The 18,034-nt window shown below is 67.4% G+C and carries 17 protein-coding genes; 12 read left to right on the top strand and 5 right to left on the bottom strand.

The features are described from left to right. Genes OG474_RS45475 through OG474_RS45450 form a run of 6 tightly spaced genes read left to right on the top strand, consistent with a single transcriptional unit; the run spans window position 1 to window position 6,483 of the window. Window positions 1-450: a DUF3291 domain-containing protein gene (locus OG474_RS45475; protein WP_405059935.1), complete on the top strand. Its 450-nt coding sequence runs from the start codon at window positions 1-3 to the stop codon at window positions 448-450. Next, on the top strand, window positions 443-1,111 hold the full coding sequence (locus tag OG474_RS45470; RefSeq protein ID WP_405059934.1) for an FMN-binding negative transcriptional regulator: 669 nt from the start codon (window positions 443-445) through the stop codon (window positions 1,109-1,111). Before OG474_RS45475 ends, OG474_RS45470 begins: the two co-directional genes overlap by 8 nt. Beyond that, window positions 1,108-2,154, top strand: coding sequence for a PLP-dependent cysteine synthase family protein (locus OG474_RS45465; RefSeq protein WP_405059933.1), 1,047 nt, complete (start codon window positions 1,108-1,110; stop codon window positions 2,152-2,154). The genes OG474_RS45470 and OG474_RS45465 overlap by 4 nt, the downstream gene beginning before the upstream one ends. Continuing rightward, window positions 2,151-3,041: a cupin-like domain-containing protein gene (locus OG474_RS45460; protein WP_405059932.1), complete on the top strand. Its 891-nt coding sequence runs from the start codon at window positions 2,151-2,153 to the stop codon at window positions 3,039-3,041. The genes OG474_RS45465 and OG474_RS45460 overlap by 4 nt, the downstream gene beginning before the upstream one ends. A gap of 8 nt (window positions 3,042-3,049) precedes the next feature. After that, window positions 3,050-4,303 carry a diaminobutyrate--2-oxoglutarate transaminase gene (gene ectB, locus OG474_RS45455; protein WP_405059931.1) on the top strand — a complete coding sequence of 418 codons (1,254 nt, stop codon included), beginning with the start codon at window positions 3,050-3,052 and terminating at the stop codon, window positions 4,301-4,303. A gap of 20 nt (window positions 4,304-4,323) precedes the next feature. Then, window positions 4,324-6,483, top strand: a complete 2,160-nt coding sequence (locus OG474_RS45450) for an ATP-grasp domain-containing protein (protein ID WP_405059930.1) — start codon at window positions 4,324-4,326, stop codon at window positions 6,481-6,483. Here OG474_RS45450 and OG474_RS45445 read toward each other — a convergent pair. The 5 genes from OG474_RS45445 to OG474_RS45425 are packed head-to-tail and all read right to left on the bottom strand — an operon-like array spanning window position 6,480 to window position 11,513. Beyond that, on the bottom strand, window positions 6,480-7,301 hold the full coding sequence (locus OG474_RS45445; protein ID WP_405059929.1) for an arylamine N-acetyltransferase: 822 nt from the start codon (window positions 7,299-7,301) through the stop codon (window positions 6,480-6,482). The genes OG474_RS45450 and OG474_RS45445 overlap by 4 nt on opposite strands. 19 nt (window positions 7,302-7,320) lie before the next feature. Beyond that, a complete protein-coding gene (locus OG474_RS45440) occupies window positions 7,321-8,208 on the bottom strand; it encodes a carbohydrate ABC transporter permease (protein ID WP_405059928.1) in 888 nt (295 codons plus the stop codon). Next, a complete protein-coding gene (locus OG474_RS45435) occupies window positions 8,205-9,074 on the bottom strand; it encodes a carbohydrate ABC transporter permease (protein ID WP_405059927.1) in 870 nt (289 codons plus the stop codon). The genes OG474_RS45440 and OG474_RS45435 overlap by 4 nt, the downstream gene beginning before the upstream one ends. Beyond that, the gene (locus OG474_RS45430) at window positions 9,071-10,411 is read right to left on the bottom strand and encodes an ABC transporter substrate-binding protein (RefSeq protein WP_405059926.1); all 1,341 of its coding nucleotides are present in this window, start codon (window positions 10,409-10,411) and stop codon (window positions 9,071-9,073) included. The genes OG474_RS45435 and OG474_RS45430 overlap by 4 nt, the downstream gene beginning before the upstream one ends. A gap of 13 nt (window positions 10,412-10,424) precedes the next feature. Next, window positions 10,425-11,513 (bottom strand): enolase C-terminal domain-like protein, encoded by a 1,089-nt coding sequence (locus OG474_RS45425; protein ID WP_405059925.1) that lies wholly within the window; start codon window positions 11,511-11,513, stop codon window positions 10,425-10,427. 185 nt (window positions 11,514-11,698) lie between these two features. On the opposite strand from OG474_RS45425, the gene hrpB reads away from it, so the two are divergent. The 6 genes from hrpB to OG474_RS45395 all read left to right on the top strand — a co-directional run bounded on the left by hrpB (window position 11,699) and on the right by OG474_RS45395 (window position 18,018). After that, a complete protein-coding gene (gene hrpB / locus OG474_RS45420) occupies window positions 11,699-14,182 on the top strand; it encodes an ATP-dependent helicase HrpB (protein ID WP_405059924.1) in 2,484 nt (827 codons plus the stop codon). Between the two features lie 52 nt (window positions 14,183-14,234). Further along, window positions 14,235-14,807, top strand: coding sequence for a DUF6891 domain-containing protein (locus OG474_RS45415; RefSeq protein WP_405059923.1), 573 nt, complete (start codon window positions 14,235-14,237; stop codon window positions 14,805-14,807). Then, complete coding sequence (pdxT, locus tag OG474_RS45410; protein WP_405059922.1) at window positions 14,804-15,400, top strand: pyridoxal 5'-phosphate synthase glutaminase subunit PdxT; 597 nt, start codon at window positions 14,804-14,806, stop codon at window positions 15,398-15,400. The genes OG474_RS45415 and pdxT overlap by 4 nt, the downstream gene beginning before the upstream one ends. A gap of 50 nt (window positions 15,401-15,450) precedes the next feature. Then, window positions 15,451-16,212 carry a YebC/PmpR family DNA-binding transcriptional regulator gene (locus tag OG474_RS45405; protein WP_405059921.1) on the top strand — a complete coding sequence of 254 codons (762 nt, stop codon included), beginning with the start codon at window positions 15,451-15,453 and terminating at the stop codon, window positions 16,210-16,212. 70 nt (window positions 16,213-16,282) lie between these two features. After that, complete coding sequence (locus tag OG474_RS45400) at window positions 16,283-16,852, top strand: macro domain-containing protein (protein ID WP_405059920.1); 570 nt, start codon at window positions 16,283-16,285, stop codon at window positions 16,850-16,852. Between the two features lie 119 nt (window positions 16,853-16,971). Beyond that, window positions 16,972-18,018, top strand: coding sequence for a glycoside hydrolase family 19 protein (locus OG474_RS45395; protein WP_405059919.1), 1,047 nt, complete (start codon window positions 16,972-16,974; stop codon window positions 18,016-18,018). Window positions 18,019-18,034: the final 16 nt, after the last annotated feature.

The raw sequence follows: 18,034 nt of genomic DNA, 5'->3' as shown, positions 1-18,034 counted from the left end.
ATGTACGTAGCGCAGTTCAATATCTCGATCGAACGCGAGTCGCTCGATCACCCCACGATGAAGGACTTCGTCGAACGGCTCGAGCCGGTCAACGCCGAGGCGGACGTCTGGGACGGATTCGTCTGGCGGCTGCACGACGACACCGGCAACGCGACCGACATCCGGGCGTTCGACGACCAGCGGATCATCTTCAACCTGTCGGTCTGGAAGTCTGTCGAGACGCTGAAGCACTTCGTCTACCAGTCCAGCCATCGGGCGATGCTGAAGCGGCGGCTGGACTGGTTCGAGCGGATCGTCGAGCCGAGCTATGTGCTGTGGTGGGTCGACGAGTCCGAACGGCCGTCGGTCGAAGAGGCGAAGAGCCGGCTGAAGCAGCTGCAGGAGCACGGTCCAGGCCCGTCGGTCTTCACCTTCGACAGCGTGCCGGTGCCGGACAGCAGCGATGCCTGAGTACCTGACCGACCAGTACCGCACCACCGATCAGGACAGAATCCTCCATCTCGTCGAGAACTTCCCGTTCGCGACGCTGATCCCGGCCGACGGTTCGGACGTCGGGTTCATGCCGCTGTTGCTCGATCGAAGCCAAGAGCAAGGCGTCTGGCTGTACGGGCACCTGGACCTGCACAACCCGTTTCTGCCGCAGCTGGACGGGCAGCGGATCACCGCGGTGTTCTCGGGCCCGAACGCCTACATCTCGCCGGTCGAGTACGAGTCGCGGCAGTACCCGACCTGGAACTACGCCGTGGCGCGGTTGACGGGAACCAGCGAACTCGTCAAGGACGAGAGCGACAAGCTCGAGTACATGGTCCGGATGGTCGATCAGTTGGAGAACGCCAACGGGACGGACTACCGGCTGGACGAGCGCAGCCCGCAGGCACTGGCCATGATCAGCCGGATCGTGTTCTTCCGGCTGGAGGTGGCGGCCATGGACGGCGTCTTCAAGTTCTCGCAGGAGAAGTCGGCCGAGGACAGACGACGCGCGCAGGACAGCTTGATCCGCAAGCTGCAGAGCAGGCAGAGCCAAGTGCTGCCGCGGCTGACGGCGGACTTGGAGACGCAGACCAGATCCGGCGGCCACGCCGGCAACGTACGTCGGGGAGCCCAGCAATGACACAGACCACGTCCGCCCTACCGGACAGTGCGGCCAGGCCGAACAGCACTGTCCATGAGAACGTGCTCGGCGCCATCGGCAACACCCCGGTCGTCCGGCTGAACCGGGTGGCCACGGAGGCTTCCGCCGAAGTCTTCGCCAAGCTGGAGTTCACCAATCCGGGCGGTTCGATCAAGGACCGGATCGGCTGGTGGCTGCTCGAGGACGCCGAGCGGCGCGGGCTGCTGAAGCCCGGCGGCCTGGTGGTCGAGGGGACCGGTGGAAACACCGGGATCGGTCTCGCGATGGCCGCCGCGGTGAAGGGCTACCGCTGTGTGTTCACCGTCCCGGACAAGATGTCCGAGGGGAAGATCAAGGTACTGCGCGCCTTCGGCGCCGAGGTGGTCGTGACGCCGACGGTTCCGCCGGAGAACCCGGAGAACTACTGCGCGGTGGCTCGCGAGATCGCGCGCAAGGAGCCGAACTCGTTCTACATCGACCAGTACAACAACCTCGCGAACGGCGACTACCACTACCGCAACACCGGGCCGGAGATCCTGCGGCAGCTGCCGGACATCGACGTACTGGTCGCCGGACTCGGGACGGGCGGGACGCTGTGCGGCACCGGCCGGTTCCTCAAGGAGCAGAACCCGGCGCTCAAGGTGATCGGCATCGACCCGATCGGCTCGATCCTCTACGACATGTACACGCACGGGAAGAGCGGACCGGCGCAGCCGTACCTGATCGAGGGCATCGGCAAGGACTGCGTGCCGGCGAACATCGACTTCGGCCTGATCGACGCCGTGGTGCGGGTGACCGACCACCAGGGCTTCTCGATGACGCGCCGGATGCTCAAGGAGGAAGGCATCTTCGCGGGTGTCTCCTCGGGCAGCGCCGTCGCCGGAGCACTGAACTGGCTGCGCGAGGAAGGCCAGGCCGCGGCCGGTCACAAGGTACTGGTGATGTGCCCGGACAGCGGTAGCCGCTACATCTCCAAGGTGTACGACGACGAGTGGATGACGGCGAACGGGCTTCTCGACGAGTTGAACGGAGTTTCGTGGTGACTGCGACCTGGAGCACGGTCGAGCGCGTCGACGCGATCGGCCGCGAGGACTTCTACGGCGAGTTCGTTGCCAAGGGCAAGCCGGTGGTGATCCAGAACCTGACCAAGGACTGGCGGGCACTGGACTGGACCCCGGAGTACTTCCGCCGCGGCGGGTACACGACGAAGCTGGGCGTCAAGATGGGCAACGTGGCCGACGGCCGCCGGGAGTACGTCGCGCTGTCGGACTACCTCGAGTCGCTGGCCAAGCACGAGACACAGGTTGCCGAAGGTACCGTGACGGAGCGGCCGGGCTACCTGCACGACGTGCCCCTGTTCGGCCACTTCCCGGCCCTCAAGGCCGACGTCGATCCCTTCCCGCTGCAGCTGCTGCCGGAGTGGTACCGGCCGAACTGGCCCGACTACACCCAGCACTTCATGGGACCGGCCGGCAGCATCACGCCGCTGCACTTCGACACCCTGCTGACCAACAACCTGTTCTTCCACCTGGCTGGGCGCAAGCAGTTCATCCTGATCCCCGCCGCGCAACGCGAACTCTGCTACACCCACGGCTGGCGATGGGCGGGGTTCGACCCCACCGCTCCCGACTACGATGCCTTCCCGCGGGCCGCGGAGACCACACCGGTCACGGTCGTGCTCGAACCGGGCGAGATCCTCTACATGCCGCCGGGCACCCTGCACCACGTCACCAACCTGAGCCTGACGATGTCGTTCAACATCGACTGGCACACGGCCGAGAGCGCGCGGCTGGGGATGGCGAGTGTCTTCAGCGGCGCACCGCTGCAGAACGGCTACTACAACCTGGTCTCCTATCTCGGACTCGGTCTCGGCGTGCCCGCGAAGTACGCCTTCCCGTTCTACAAGTCCTATCTGACCTACGTGAGCTGAAAAATCTGATGACTGTGATCTCCGATGCTGCGTACCTCGAGTCCGAGGTGCGGGTCTACAGCAGAAGCTGGCCCGACATGTTCACCCGCGCCTCCGGCGACCGGATCCACACCGCGGACGGCTCGGTCTACCTCGACTTCTTCATGGGTGCGGGTGCGTTGAACTACGGTCACGCGAACCCGCTGCTGAAGGCGCCGCTGATCGACTACCTCAACGCCGACGGCATCGTGCACAGCCTGGACATGATGACCGAGGCGAAGAGCGACTTCCTGCGCTCGTTCCAGGACCTGGTGCTTGGTCCCCGCGACCTGGATTACAAGGTCCAGTTCACCGGACCGACCGGCACCAACGCCGTCGAGGCCGCCTTGAAGCTCGCGCGGAAGGTGACCGGTCGCGAGACCGTGGTCGCCTTCACCCGCTCCTTCCACGGGGTGAGCCTGGGCGCGTTGGCCGTGACGGCCAACGCTGACAAGCGCGCGGGCGCCGGCGTACCGCTCGATCACGTGCTCCGGATCCCGTACGACGGGTTCGGGCAGCACGGGGTCTGCGGACTCGACCTGCTGGACGACCTGATCGGCGACCCGGGCAGCGGGATCAGCTTGCCGGCGGCCGTCATCGTGGAGACGGTTCAGGGCGAAGGCGGTGTCAACATCGCCGGCGTCGCGTGGTTGCAGCGGCTGGCGGCGCTGTGCAGGAGGTGGGACATCCTGCTCGTCGTCGACGACATTCAGGCCGGCTGCGGCCGGACCGGTGGCTTCTTCAGTTTCGAGGCAGCGGGCATCACGCCCGACATCGTCTGCCTGTCGAAGTCGATCAGCGGCTACGGCCTGCCGATGGCGCTGACCTTGTTCCGCCGTGAACTCGATGTCTGGAGCCCCGGTGAGCACAACGGCACCTTCCGGGGCAGCAACCCGGCCTTCGTGACCGCGACGGCCGCGCTCCGGACGTACTGGTCCGACGACCTCCTGAGCAAGGAGATCGCCGCGAAGAGCGAGCTCGTCTCGGAGTACCTGACCGCGATCTGCGCCCGGCATCCGGGGGTCGTGCACCGTGGCCGTGGGCTCTTCTGGGGACTGGAGTTCGACGAGCCCGGGCTGGCACGGCGCGTCAGCGCCGCGGCGTATCAGGACGGACTCCTGGTGGAGACCTCCGGTCCCGATGACGAGGTCGTGAAACTGCTGCCCTCGTTGCTGATCTCAGCGGCCGATCTGCGGGCAGGCCTCGGGATCCTGGGCAGCGCGATCGACCGGATGGCGGCCTGATGCCCGCCGGGGAGAAGAAGATGTCGAACGCCGCGCGCGGCGTCTACTCGGTGATCGGCTTCGCCTTCATGACGGCGGTCGTCAACGTCTATGCGGGCAACGTCTTCCAGGACCTCAACCCGGGCGTGGTCGGCGCGATCTCCTTCACCCTGGCCGGTACGGCGTTCGCCGGGCTGGAGGTGGCCCGGCGGGGCACCGCGGTGCTGGATCCGATCCGCCGGCAGCCTCTCGATGTCGCGGCCCTCAACGTCACCACGGCGATCGCGTGGCTGACTGTGCTGTTCTCGCTGAAGTACATCGAGCCGGCGATCGTCAACGTCATCAGCCTCGCCATCGGTCCGGTGTTCCTGGCGCTGGCCGGATCGCGACTGCGCAAGGGAACCGCGGTGGTCTCCGGTGAGATCGTCGCCGCCGTCGGCATCTTCGCGCTGATCCTGGTCCTGACCTGGGGATCGATCACCGGCCGGAGCGCGGTCGGCGCGATCGGCCATCGGGAGGCGGCGCTGGGCATCGTGCTCGCGCTCGTGTCCGGGCTCGCCTCGGCCGGCAACATCGTCTTCTCGAAGCGGCTGAGCGAGCGCGGTACCTCACCGGGCTCGGTCATGTCGGTGCGCTTCTTCCTGATGATCGCGGTGAGCTGGACGGTCGTGGCGACCTCCGATCAGCCGCATCTCGCCGCCTCCGTCGTACCAGGGATCGTGCTCGCGATCATCTCGGTGATCATCCCGCTCTACCTGCTCCAGCTGGGCGTGAAGCACGCGGAGCCGATCACTGTCTCGCTGCTGGTCTGCGTCGGTCCGGCGTTCGCGATCGCGCTGCAACTGCTCGACGGCCGGCTGAGCGTAGCGCCGTTGTCGATCGTGTGCGTGCTCGGAATCGTGGCCCTGGTGGCCTGGGGCGTCCGGGCCCGCAACGTGGCCGCGCGACCATCGGGTCCGGGTCCCGTCGTCGTGGTCGACGCCTACTCGACCGGTCGGTACCTGCCCGCCGCGCTGAACAAGCTTGGCGCGGATTGCATCCACGTCCAGTCCGAGACCCCGGATGTGAACCTCACGCTGGACACGGCCGCGCTGACGGAGAACCTCCGGCACCACGGTGACGTGACGGCCACCGCCGCGGCGTTGCGCCAGTACGGCGTCAGTCAGGTGATCGCGGCCGCCGAGTCCGGGGTGGAACTGGCCGATCAGCTCTCGGCCGCGTTGGGCACACCGGGCAACGGGATGAAGCGGCCGAAGAGCCGCCGGGACAAGTACGAGATGGTGCAGGCTCTGCGCGCGGCCGGGCTGCCGCACGCGGCCACGATTGTCTCCGGCGACGCCGACGAGGTGGTGGCCTGGGCCACGACCGAGGCGAACTGGCCGATCGTGCTCAAACCGGTGGCCAGCGCCGGAACCGACAACGTCGTGGTCTGCGGCTCACCCGAGCAGGTGCGGGCCGCGTGCGCGAAGATCATCGGCAGCGCCGACCGCTACGGTGTGGCCAATCACGTCGTACTCGCCCAGGAGTTCCTGGCCGGTGCCGAGTACTTCGTCAACACGGTCAGCCGCGACGGTCAGCACCGCACCGCGGAGATCTGGCGCTACTCCAAGCGTCACCTGCCGGGTGGAAACATCATCTTCGACTACCACGAGCCGCAGTCGCCGGATGATCCTGACGCACAGCGCGTCGCGCAGTACACGCACCAGGTGCTGGACGCGCTGGAGATTCGCAACGGGGCCGGTCACAGCGAGGTGATGCTCACCAGCCGAGGGCCGGTGCTGGTCGAGTGTGCCGCGCGGCTGGGTGGCGGGCAGGTTCCCGAGATCAACCTGCGCTGTCTGGGGATCAGCCAGGTGGACCTGCTGGCACTGGCAGCGGTCGAGCCGGACGAGTTCCACCGGCTGCCGGAAACGGCGTACCGGCTGCTCGAGCGGCCACGCCATGTGTCGCTGATCAATCCCGATGACGGGGGAGTCGTGCCCTCGTACGACGCGATGGCGGTCATCCGCGAACTGCCGTCGTATGCGCACACCGTGATGGCGCACCCCGAAGGACATCCGCTGTCGCGAACGATCGACGTCGTGACGTCTCCGGGCTTCGTGTACTTGATCTCGGACGACCCGGACCAGATCGCCGCCGACTACGCGAGGCTGCGGCATCTGGAGCAGGACGGTCTCTACAGCCGCGTGCCGGTGCGCTAGGAGGCCAGCCAGGACTCGTGCTGCTGCACGGCGCGCTCCCAGAGCGCATCGAGGTCGAGCTCGGCCAGCGGCAGCGCGAACTCCTTGGTCAGTACGGCGGCGAGGTCGTCAGCGTCGTCGAGTACGCGCTGCTGTTTGCCGCCACTGACCGCCGGGCCGGTCCGAGTGAGGGTGCGGGACCGCAGAATCGCTGCCTCGTCGACGTCCGTACGGGCGACCAGCAGGGTCTGCACGAACATCGATTCCGGCGCGGTGGCTCGCCAGGCACACTCTTCGGTGAAGTCCTCGATCGTCAGCGGAGTGGATCGCAGATCGCACGTGGTGAAGGCAGCGCCGGGGCGGTGGTGCAGGCGCCAGAGATCGTCGCCGACATGTTCCAGCGAATACGTCAGCCGGCTCTCGACGTGCTCACCGGGCCGCAGGCGGATCGGTGCGAGAAATCCGTCCATCAGACCCACGTCGCTGAGCCACGTCGCGCCGTCGATAGTCACCAGCAGCGGCATGTGGTTGCGCCAAGCTGACTCGCCGCGCAGCTCCCGGTCAACGGCCGCCTCGATGATCGAGACCTCGAAACAGACGGCCCTGAGCATCACCGCGAACGCCTGGTTCAGTTCGTAACAGAACCCACCCCGGCGACGTGTGATGATCTTGTCGACCAGCGCCTCCGGTTCCAGGCTGATCGGCCGGCCCAGCTGGATGTCGAGGTTCTCGTAGGGCACTGCGGTCGCCCACGCGTGATGCAGTTTCCGCAGACCGGCCAGGTCTGGACCGATCGGTCCGCTGATCCCCAGCCGCTCCAGCGCCGCATCGATATCCATCCAGCTCACTATAGGTGGCTCACCCCTTGGTCGCGCCGGCGAGCATTCCGGAGACGAGGGCTCGTTGGGAGAAGAGGAAGACGACCAGGACGGGCAGTACGGCGATGATGATCGAGAGGGCTAGTTCGGGGCTGGTGATGTTCAGGCCGGCGCCGGCGACGGGGTTGAAGGACGGCGTGGTGGAGAGCAGTTGGTTGAGGCCTACCTGGATGGGGAACTGCTGGCTGCTGGGGAGGACCAGGTAGGGGAGGAAGAAGTTGTTCCAGTTGCCGACGAAGCTGAAGAAGGCGACCAGGGCGACCACCGGTCTGGCCAGGGGGAGGGCGATGGTGGTGAAGGTGCGCCATTCGCCGGCGCCGTCGATGCGGGCGGCTTCGAGCATCTCGGTGGGCAGGCTGGTGGCGAAGTAGATGTAGACGAGATAGACGCCGAACGGGAAGAACGAGAACGGCAGCACGACCGACCAGACAGTGCCGATCAGCCCTAGTTTGTTGAGCTCGAGGAACAGCGGGAGCACCAAGGTTGCCGACGGCATGATCATCACGAGCAGGGTGACGGAGAGCAGCAGCCGGCGGCCGCGGAACTTGGTCAGGGCGAGGGCGTAGCCTGCGGGCACGCTGGTCGCCAGGGTGAGGACGAGGGATCCGGCCGAGTAGATCGCCGAGTTCTTGAGCCAGACGAAGATGACGCCGTCCTCGAACGAGGTCAGGTTCCGCCAGGCGGTGGAAAGGTTGCCGAAGGCACCGAAGGAGAACGGGCCTGTGCTGACCAGCTCGGCGGCCGTCTTCGTGGGTGCCAGCAGCAACCAAACTACTGGCAGAGCGAAGAAGACAACCAGTAGTCCGAGAAGCAAGGCGACCACTGCGACCCCGAGCGCGCGGGTCGGCCGGGTGCTGTTGGTGCTCATGCGTCCACCTTGAACAAGCCGGAACGACGTACCAGCACTCCGGCGCAGACGAGACCCAGCACCAGCAGGATCAGCGAAACGGCAGCCGCGCCGTTGAAGTCGCCGTACCGGAAGGCGAGTACGTAGGCCAGTTGGTTGGGGGACCAGGCCGGGTCGAGCCGGCCGAGGCTGGCGGTCTGCAGCATCTGCGGTTCGACGAACAGCTGGGTGCCGCCGGCGAAGGCCAGGATCGCCATGTAGGCGATCCAGCGGCCGATCATCGGGATCTGGACGAAGAGCGCCGACTTCCACGCGCCGGCGCCGTCGATCCGGGCCGCTTCGAGGATCTCGTCGGGGATGTTGTTCAGGGCGCCGTACATGACGACGATCCAGCCGCCCGCGCCGGTCCAGAACGCGATCAGCACGAAGACCAGCGGCAGGTTCGCCGGGGCGATCACCTGGGAGAACGTGTCGAATCCCAGAGCCTGGAGAAGGCCGGAGGCCGGGCTGATCGACGGGTCGAGCATGAACAACCAGACCAGTACGCTCGCAACTCCGGCCAGCGCGCCAGGAACGTAGTACAGGAAGCGCAGTATGGCCGAGAGGCCGGGCCGCATCCGGCCACGGAGCACCACTGCGATGCCGACGGTCAGGACCAGCAGCAAGGCCAGCCAGAGCACGAGGTACACCGCGACGTGGGCGAACGCCGGGCCGAAGCGGTAGTCCCCGATGACCTTGATGAACTGGTTGAGGCCGGTGAACTGGCCTCGATCGTTGGTGAAGGCAAGGTAGAAGGCGTAGCCGGTCGGTACGATTCCGAACGCCAGCAGGAGAACGACGTACCCGGAAACGAAGAAGTAGCCGGCCCGACCACTCTTGAGGCTCATTTGCTCGCGATCGTGTAGCCGGCGGCCTTCGCCTCGTTCTCGATCGCGGTCTGCCACGCGGGGAGTGTCGCGGTCAGGGTCTTACCGGCGGTCACCGCAGGCAGTACGACGCTCGACCAGGCGGTCGAATCGCTGAAGCGGGTGTTGGACCAGCCGGACCAGATCGCGCCGGCGGCAGTCTGGAACGCCGGAGTGACGTCGTTGGCGAAGTACTGGCTGTTCTTGGGGTTCGCGAGCCAGGCCTTGGCGGCCGGGGCGTAGGCGGGGTAGGTCGGAGCGCCGGCCTGGTTCTCGTCGGAGGTCGTGAGCCAGCTGACCAGGTCGGTCGAGGTCTTCAGGTTCGCGGTGTGCGAGGAGACCATCCAGACCGCGCCGCCGACGTTGCCGGTGGCAACCGTCGGGTCGCCGTCCCAGGTGAGCGGTGCGGCCGCGCCGATCTGACCGGCGGGCGTCTTGAAGGCGGAGTTGAACAGATACTGCCCGTACCACGACGGGCCGATCGCCATCAGGACCTTCGAACCCTTGCTCTGGGCAAAGTTCTGCCCGAAGAACGCCTCCTTGCTCACCGAACCGTTGGCGATCATCGAGTCCAGCAGGGTCGCCATCCGGGTGCAGTTCGGGTCTTGCAGGTCGGTGCGCAGGGTGGTGGGAGCGGTCAGCATGAAGGCCGGGCACTGGCTGGACCAGAAGTACGAGTCATGGGAGTTCGTGTCGCCGACGGCGCCGAGCAGGTAGCCGGGGTGCTCCTTGGCCACCTTCGCGCCGAGGGCCTGGTATTCCTGCCAGGTCTTGGGTACGGCGTACCCGAAGTCCTTGAGGAGTTTCGCGTTGTACCAAACGACGACCTGGGCGATGTCGTTGCGCAGGCAGTAGGTCTGCCCGCCGAACTCGCACGGTGACAGCGATCCCTTGGCGAAGTTGTCCAGCGTCTGCTGCGGAATCAGCCCCTGGTTCAGCGGTGCGGCGAAGGCCTTCGCATTCGGGCCGGTCGGCGCCGAGGCCCAGGTGACGTCGGTCGGCGCGGCGAAGACGACGTCCGGCCAGCCCGAGCCGGTCCGGTCGAACAGCTGTACCTTGGTCTGCAGATACGTGGACCCGTCCGCGCTGCCGTCGTACGTGACGATGTTGAGCTTCTTGTCCGGGTGCGACTTCTGGTACGCCTGGACCGAGGGCAGGCGGGTGGAGTCGGTCCAGACGGTCACTGTGGCGGCGTCGTCCTGCGGCGCGGGCGTGAACGTGGCAGGACCCGTCGGTGCGGCGGTGGTGTCCGCGCTCGCACAGCCGGCCAGGGCGGCGACTGCTGCCAGCGTCGCGGTGAGGATCAAACGTTGCTTCATGGCGGGTCCTTCTTCAGGGGATGAGGTGCTGCAGCGGTGCGGGGTATTCGAGGTGCGCGGGCAGGGCGATCCCGGGGGCGAGCGGGGCGTGCACCTGGCCGTTGGCGTCGACGCAGGACTCACGCCGTACGTCGGTCGAGGTGATGAGCGACTCGTAGTAGGTCGTGTTCGAGATCGCCATGCACAGGTGCTGGTTGGGGATGTCGGAGCCATGGATCTCGGCCCGGAGGCGGTAGGAATCGGCGAGGTGCGCGATCCGCATCGCGCCGGTGATCCCACCGCGCAAGGTCGTGCTCGCCCGGACGCCGAAGGTCGCCGCGCCCGCGCTGATGAAGTCCGCGGTGTTCAGGTGGGCGCCGTCGGACGTCTCACCGACCAGCAGCGGTACGCCGACCGACTGGGCCAGTTGCTGGTACGCCGAGATGCTGAACTCGCGCATGGGCTCCTCGTACCAGAGGTAGTCCAGCTCGGTGAGCGCCCGGCCGAGCCGGATCGCGTCGGGGAGATCGAAGCCGGCCGAGCCGTCGTACATCAGCGGCACGTCGTCGCCGACGTGATCCCGCAACGCGGCGCAGAGCTGAGCGTCGCGGCGGACGTCACCCCAGGCGTGCAGCTTGATCGCCGCGTAGCCGGCCTCGAGACACTGGGTGGCGACATCGAGGAACTCCGCGGTGGTGGCGAAGGTCGAGGTCGAGGCATAGGCGGGGATCGATCGTCGGTAGCCGCCGAGTAGCTGCCAGACCGGTTGCTCGGCGACCCGGCCCGCCAGGTCCCACAGCGCGACGTCGATCAGACCGAGCACGGGAAGCGGGAGTTCCTCGATCCGGTCGAGCTCCCAGACGCGATGCCACAGCCACTCGCGCTGGTACGGATCCTGGCCGACGAGTTCGTCCCGGAACACCCGGTCGACAAGCTCCTCCAGCTGGGCAGCCGCTCCGGGCCGGGCGAACAGCGCGACACCCTCCGCCCCCTCGTCCGTGCCGATCCGCAGTACGGCGCCGGTGGCGGCAGGGGCACTCCCGCCGAGCCCGTCCCGCCAGCTGAACGGGGGACTCGCGGCGGGGATGCGGACCTGATGGGTCTCGACGTGGGTGATCTTCATAGGAGCTTTCTGCGGAGGCGGGCGGGCAATGGATCAGATCAATTCGCCCGTCAAGGTAACAGCTCACCGCAGATCTGCAAATAGATCAGATCCATTGACCTTCAGATCTCTAATTAATCAGGTTCATCTTCTTCTTGTTCGACCAGGTGCCCGCCCTCCTGAAGGCGCTCGGCTAGCGTCGGGGGGTGTTGTTGCCTGACTTGTCGGTGCCGGGGGCGGATCTGCCTGTACGGGCGGTGCTGCCTGCGACCGTTGCGGCGGTGCGTTCGGGCGGTACGGCGGTGCTGGTAGCACCGCCGGGGTCGGGGAAGACCTCGTTGCTGCCGCTGGCGCTGGGGGATGCGCTCGGGGGGACGATCATCGTCGCGGAGCCGCGGCGGATGGCGACCCGGGCGGCGGCGGCGCGGCTGGCGATGTTGGTCGGCGAGCCGTTGGGGCAGCGGATCGGTTACGCGATGCGTGGCGAACGGAGCGGCGGCAAGGGGCTTCGGGTCGAGGTGGTGACGACGGGCCTGCTGGTACGGCGCTTGCAGCAGGACCCCGAGTTGCCGGGGGTGGCCGCGATCGTGATCGACGAGTGTCACGAGCGGCACCTCGATGCCGATCTGCTGCTCGCGTTCTGCGTCGACGTCCGGGCGAATCTGCGCGAGGACCTGGCGATCGTCGCGACCTCGGCCACGGCGGACACCGTTCGGTTGAGTCGCGCGCTGGGGGCGCCGGTGATCACCGCGTCGGCCGCGCTGTTCGACGTGGCGATCGAGTGGGCGCCGCCCCCGGTTCCCGTTCCGCTGCTGCCCGGTGGGCGGGTTGATCCGCGGCTGCTGGATCACGCTGCGAGCGTCGTACGGCGTGCGCTGGTTGAGAACGACGGCGACATCCTCGTGTTCGTTCCGGGGGAGGCCGAGATCAACGGGGTGACTCGGCGGTTGGCCGATCTGAATGTCCTGCCGTTGTTCGGTCGGCAGTCGAGGGGTGACCAGGACCGGGCGTTGGCGGCGTCCGCCGAGCGTCGGATCGTGGTCACGACATCGGTCGCGGAGAGTTCGCTGACCGTGTCTGGAGTCAGGGTGGTGGTCGACTCGGGTCTTGCTCGGGAGCCGCGGATCGATCAGTCCCGCGGCCTCGGTGCGTTGGTCACGTGCCGGGTGTCGAAATCGTCGGCCGCGCAGCGCGCGGGTCGCGCCGGGCGGGAGGCGCCCGGCCGGGTGTATCGGTGCTGGTCTGCCACTGACCACGCGCATCTCGACGAGCACCCGGCGCCGGAGATCGCGATCGCCGATCTGGCCGGCTTCGCGCTCGACCTCGCGGCGTGGGGTGCACCGGCCGGTGACGGGCTGACGTTGCTCGAGGCGCCGCCGGAGGTGGCGATGACCGCGGCCACCGAGTTGCTGCATCGCCTCGACGCTCTGGACGGCGAAGGGCGGATCACCGAGCGGGGACGGCGGATGGCGGCGATCGGGGCGCATCCTCGGTTGGCGCGGGCGTTGCTGGACGGGACGCCGCGGGTCGGCGCCGACCGCGCTCGCGAGATCGTCGCGATGCTTTCCGACGACTCCGGCCGCGACTTCGGCGATGACCTACCGGCTCGCTGGCGTGCCCTTCGCCGCGGCGAGGACCGCGGAGCCACGGCTCGCTGGCGAGAGGAAACCAAACGCCTCGGCCGAGGCGCTGGCCCGGCTGTAGGTGCAGTGCCGGATGATCTCGCGGCCGGGGTTGTCGTGGGGCTGGCTTATCCGGATCGGATCGCGCGGGTGCGGTCGGCCGACTCGACGACGTACCAGATGTCTGGTGGCACTGGTGCGGCGCTGGATCCGCAGTCGCCGTTGCGGACCACGACCTGGCTGGCGATCGCGGTCGCCGACCGGGCGCCCGGTCACGCCGACGCCAGGATCCGTTCGGCGGCGCCGATCGATGAACCGACCGCGCGAGACATCGCCGGTGACCTCGTCTCGACCACCGACCAGATCCGCTGGGACGACGGCCGGATCGTGACGCGGCGCGTCGAGGCGCTCGGGGCGATCGTGCTCAACGACATGCCACTGGCCAAGCCCGACCGGCTGCTCGTCCAAGCGGCCGTCCGCGACGGGATCCGTCGCAGCGGTCTGTCTGTACTGCGTTGGTCGGAGGCCGCACTGGCATTGCGGGAGCGGCTCGCGTTCTGTCACGCCCACCTCGGAGCCCCGTGGCCTGCGGTCGACGACGAAGCGCTCCTGGCCACTCTTGATGAGTGGCTGGGGACGGAGCTTGCCTCGGTGCGCGGCGCGCGCGACCTGGCGCACATTGACGTTGCGACGGCGCTCCGGCGACTACTGCCCTGGCCGGCGGCAGCACGGTTCGGTGAGCTCGCACCGGAACGGCTCCAGGTGCCCTCGGGCTCTGAGGTGCGACTCGCGTACGACGGTGTCGAGCCGCCGGTGCTCGCGGTGAAGCTGCAGGAGGTCTTCGGCTGGACCGCCACGCCAGCCGTGGCGGACGGTCGGGTCCCGGTCGTCCTGCATCTACTGTCGCCCGCCCGCCGTCCGGTCGCGATCACGAGCGACCTCGCCTCCTTCTGGAAGCAGGGCTACCCCCAGGTCCGAGCCGACCTGCGAGCCCGCTACCCCCGCCACCCCTGGCCGGAAGACCCCCTCACCGCCGTCCCGACCAAGCGGGTCAAACCTCGCCAGTGAACAGAGCTAGGCTGAGGAGCATGTGTGCACTCCGTCTTGGTGAGCGTGGCTGGTGAGCGGTTCCGAGGGGCTTTTGGCTGTTGATGAGCGGACTGCTCGGGAGCTGCGTGGACTGGCGCGGGTGCTGGTGCGGTCGGGGTATGCGGACCATGCGGCCATCACTGCGGCGCTGACCGAGGCGGTGGCGGAGGATGCGCCGGCTATGGACGCGGCCGCGCTGGTGCCGTTGCTGATTGGTGACGCGGTCATTGACGTGACCGAGGACGCCAAGGGCTGGCCCGAGGTGACCGATCCGGACCGGCTGGACGCCGTACTGGCTGAGCTGGAGGCGTTGGGGGTAGTGGTCGTTCGCTACACCGCTGACCACCATGAGGCCCGGCAGGTGCTGGAGGCTTCTGCTGGAGCGCTGGGGCTGGTGTTCTTCACCGACACCGACGTCTGGCACGCGGTGGACTTCGGCATGCTGGAGCTGAAGGTCTGGCACCCGGATACCGCCAATGTGGCACCGGGGGAGCCGTTGCTGGAGGACGTACTCACACTGCTCAACGAACGCGAACTGCCGGCCGTCTTTGACGAGGGCCGGATCGAGGTCACGCTGGACTGGCAACGGCGGGTGTCGCTATGAGTCCCGTGATCGGAGTCTTCGCGCTGCAGGGCAATGTGCGGGAGCACCTGGCGATGCTGACGCAGGTCGGGGTGGAGTCACGGCCTGTACGGCGTCCCTCCGAGCTGGAGCAGGTGGACGCGCTGGTGCTGCCGGGTGGCGAGTCGACCACCATGGACAAGCTGGCGCGCGCCTTCGAGCTGTTCGAGCCGCTGCAGAAGCGGATCGCGGACGGGATGCCGGTGTTCGGGACGTGCGCCGGGATGATCCTGCTCGCGAACGAGATCACCGGTGGGATCGCCGACCAGGAGACGCTCGGCGGGCTGGATGTGACGGTACGGCGGAACGCGTTCGGGCGGCAGGTGGACTCGTTCGAGGCGGATCTGGAGTTCGCCGCGTTCGGGACGCCGTACCACGCCGTGTTCATCCGGGCACCGTGGGTGGAACGGGTCGGACCGGACGTGGAGGTACTGTCGACGGTGAGCTCGGGCCCCGCCTTGGGTAGGATCGTGGCGGTTCGCCACGATCGGTTGCTGGCCACGTCCTTCCATCCGGAGATGACCGGGGATGCCAGGCTGCACGGCTACTTCGCCGAGCTGGTCGCGAGCGGATAGGTTCTTGTTCGGCGATCAGGCTGTTCGGCGGTAGAAGGGTTGGGTTCGCGATGTCAGGCCACTCCAAATGGGCCACCACGAAACACAAGAAAGCGGTCATCGACTCGAGGCGCGCCAAGCTCTTCGCGAAGCTGATCAAGAACATCGAGGTGGCCGCCCGCACGGGCGGCGGTGACCTCGCGGGCAACCCGACCCTGTACGACGCGGTCCAGAAGGCCAAGAAGTCGTCGGTCCCCAACGACAACATCGACCGCGCCGTCAAGCGTGGTTCCGGGGCCGAGGCCGGTGGCGCGGACTGGCAGTCGATCACCTACGAGGGCTACGGCCCGAACGGTGTCGCGATGCTGATCGAGTGCCTGACCGACAACCGCAACCGCGCGGCGGCCGACGTCCGCACAGCGATGACCCGCAACGGCGGCTCGCTCGCGGACCCGAACAGTGTCGCCTACCTGTTCCACCGCAAGGGCGTCATCGTGGTGAACAAGGAGCAGGACGGCAAGACCTACTCCGAGGACGACGTGATGGAGGCGGTCCTCGAGGCCGGCGCCGACGAGGTCAACGACCTCGGCGAGTCCTACGAGGTGATCAGCGAGGCCAGCGACCTGGTCAAGGTCCGCACCGCCCTCCAGGGCGCCGGCATCGACTACGAGTCCGCCGACGCCTCCTTCGTCCCCTCGATGACCGTAGAGCTCGACGCCGACGGCGCCAACAAGATCTTCCGCCTGATCGACGCCCTCGAAGACAGCGACGACGTCCAGAACGTCTACGCCAACTTCGACGTCTCCGACGAGGTAATGGCCGAAGTCGGCTAACAGCTTCTCCCCAACAGCCGCCGTGGATTCCAGGTCCGCGGCGGCTGTTGTTTTGGATAGCATCGGGGTGATGCCTCGTCTGCTGCTCGTCGACCTCGATGCCGAACTCGTGTCCGCCTGGGAAGAGGCGTTCGCCGCGGAGATCTACGCGGGGCAGGTGGAGGTGCGGCAGGGGTCGTTGCTGGACGTGCTGCCCGAGGTCGACGCCGTGGTGACGGCGGGGAACAGCTACGGGCAGATGGACGGCGGGGTGGACCGCGTCATCGCCGAGCACTGGCCGGCGATCCAGCGGGCGGTGTGGGCGGCCGTGGCCGACGAGCATCACGGGTATCTGCCGGTCGGGGCGGCGAGCGTGGTGCCGACCGGGGATGACCGATGCCGCTGGCTGGTCTACGCGCCAACGATGCGCGTGCCGATGCCGCTGTCCGGTGGGCTGGACATCGCCGTACATGACGCTTTCTGGGCGGCTCTGGTGGCGATCGGGCGTTGTCCGGCGAAGCGGATCGCGGCTCCGGGGTTCGGTACCGGGTACGGCCGGGTGCCGGCGGAACGCGCGGCGCAGTTGATGGCCGCGGCGTACGAGATGTGGGTGCTTCCGGCGTCGGCGGGAATCTCGCGGCGCGAGGATCTCCTGCGCTGACCCGCCCACAGTCTTTTCGGTGAGACCTTTCGTTAGTCGGGGATGGGTGCTAGATCTGGGGGTGCCGAACCCTTCGGGTTTCTGCGCTCCGAGTAACCGCCCCTACGAAGGAGACGCTGGTGAAGAGACTGTTCGTTTTCGTGATGGCGCTGGTCGCGCTGCTGGTTCCTGGAATTGCCGTGGCCTCGGCCGCGCCGGCGGCGGCGCTGGCCTGTACGTATACCGACTGGGTGCAAGGGCAGTCGTACGTGACGGGCAATGTCGTGAAGTTCGAAGGTGCTTATTACATCGCCGAGCATGACAATCCCGGCTATTCGCCGACGGTGAGTACCTGGTACTGGGATCCGTACAACTGTGGCGACACGAACCCGCCGGCGAGTTGCAACTACCCCGACTGGGTTCAGGGGCAGTCGTACGTGACCGGCAACATCGTGAAGTTCGAAGGCGCTTATTACATCGCCGAGCACGACAATCCGGGGTATTCGCCGACGGTGAGCACCTGGTACTGGGATCCCTACACCTGCAACGGCACTCCGCCACCGGCCGGCGGATTCCCGGTCAGTGAGGCGGTGTTCAACCAGATGTTCCCGAGCCGGAACAGCTTCTACACGTACGCCGGTCTGGTGAACGCGACCGGCGCGTATCCCGGATTCGCCACCACCGGGGACGACACGACCAAGAAGCGTGAGGCCGCCGCGTTCCTGGCGAATGTGAACCACGAGACCGGTGGACTGGTTTACATCAAGGAGATCAACGAGGCGAACTACCCGAACTACTGCCACCCGGAGCTGCCGTACGGCTGCCCGGCGGGTCAGAACGCCTACTACGGTCGCGGTCCGATCCAGTTGAGCCACAACTTCAACTACAAGGCCGCGGGTGACGCTCTCGGGCTGCCGCTGCTGACCAACCCGTGGCTGGTCGAGCAGGATCCGGCCGTCTCCTGGAAGACCGGACTCTGGTACTGGAACACCCAGAGCGGCCCGGGCACCATGACGCCGCACAACGCGATGATCAACAACCGCGGCTTCGGTGAGACGATCCGCAGCATCAACGGTTCGCTCGAGTGCAACGGTGGCAACCCGGCGCAGGTGGAGGCCCGGGTCAGCGCCTACCGGCGGTTCACCGGTCTGCTCGGCGTCTCGCCGGGCGACAACCTGTACTGCTGACGGGCTGACTGGCTGA

The sequence above is a fragment of the Kribbella sp. NBC_01505 genome, from assembly GCF_045040285.1.
Lineage (GTDB): Bacteria > Actinomycetota > Actinomycetes > Propionibacteriales > Kribbellaceae > Kribbella.
This window is presented reverse-complemented; position numbering and strand designations above follow the sequence as displayed.

Excerpts from the sequence above, each read along its gene's own strand:
- OG474_RS45475 (WP_405059935.1), top strand. The coding sequence starts at position 1 with ATGTACGTAGCGCAGTTCAATATCTCGATCGAACGCGAGTCGCTCGAT.
- OG474_RS45470 (WP_405059934.1), top strand. The coding sequence starts at position 443 with ATGCCTGAGTACCTGACCGACCAGTACCGCACCACCGATCAGGACAGA.
- OG474_RS45465 (WP_405059933.1), top strand. The coding sequence starts at position 1,108 with ATGACACAGACCACGTCCGCCCTACCGGACAGTGCGGCCAGGCCGAAC.
- ectB (WP_405059931.1), top strand. The coding sequence starts at position 3,050 with ATGACTGTGATCTCCGATGCTGCGTACCTCGAGTCCGAGGTGCGGGTC.
- OG474_RS45450 (WP_405059930.1), top strand. The coding sequence starts at position 4,324 with ATGTCGAACGCCGCGCGCGGCGTCTACTCGGTGATCGGCTTCGCCTTC.
- OG474_RS45445 (WP_405059929.1), bottom strand. The coding sequence starts at position 7,301 with ATGGATATCGATGCGGCGCTGGAGCGGCTGGGGATCAGCGGACCGATC.
- OG474_RS45440 (WP_405059928.1), bottom strand. The coding sequence starts at position 8,208 with ATGAGCACCAACAGCACCCGGCCGACCCGCGCGCTCGGGGTCGCAGTG.
- OG474_RS45435 (WP_405059927.1), bottom strand. The coding sequence starts at position 9,074 with ATGAGCCTCAAGAGTGGTCGGGCCGGCTACTTCTTCGTTTCCGGGTAC.
- OG474_RS45430 (WP_405059926.1), bottom strand. The coding sequence starts at position 10,411 with ATGAAGCAACGTTTGATCCTCACCGCGACGCTGGCAGCAGTCGCCGCC.
- OG474_RS45425 (WP_405059925.1), bottom strand. The coding sequence starts at position 11,513 with ATGAAGATCACCCACGTCGAGACCCATCAGGTCCGCATCCCCGCCGCG.
- pdxT (WP_405059922.1), top strand. The coding sequence starts at position 14,804 with ATGAGTCCCGTGATCGGAGTCTTCGCGCTGCAGGGCAATGTGCGGGAG.
- OG474_RS45405 (WP_405059921.1), top strand. The coding sequence starts at position 15,451 with ATGTCAGGCCACTCCAAATGGGCCACCACGAAACACAAGAAAGCGGTC.
- OG474_RS45400 (WP_405059920.1), top strand. The coding sequence starts at position 16,283 with ATGCCTCGTCTGCTGCTCGTCGACCTCGATGCCGAACTCGTGTCCGCC.